Origin of the sequence: Novosphingobium sp. B-7 (assembly GCF_000410615.1) — a bacterium.
Classification (GTDB): Bacteria; Pseudomonadota; Alphaproteobacteria; order Sphingomonadales; family Sphingomonadaceae; genus Novosphingobium; species Novosphingobium capsulatum.
Genome location: NZ_KE148320.1, coordinates 1 through 234 on the forward strand (window position 1 = coordinate 1; position 234 = coordinate 234).

At 59.0% G+C, this 234-nt stretch carries 1 protein-coding gene; it reads left to right on the forward strand.

The window, feature by feature from the left end; genetic code table 11:
• A partial coding sequence (locus tag H926_RS26745; RefSeq protein ID WP_043608978.1) for an RNA polymerase sigma factor occupies positions 1-182 on the forward strand: 182 nt, incomplete at its 5' end.
• Positions 183-234: the final 52 nt, after the last annotated feature.

The following is a 234-nucleotide window of genomic DNA, read 5'->3' on the forward strand; positions in this document are numbered from 1 at the left end:
GCATGACGCGGGCGATCGATACCCTACCGCAACCGCTGCGCGAGGCGATCGTGCTGCATGGCGTGGAAGGGATGCCGCAGCGCGAGGTTGCCATGATGTTGGATGTTAGCGAAAAGACAATTGAAACAAGAGTTTACCGCGCAAGAAAGAAGCTTGCACAACAGCTTGGCGAAAAGGACTGATAGAGTGGATCGGCGCACGATTTTGGCGGGACTGGCTGGGGGCGGGGGGGGG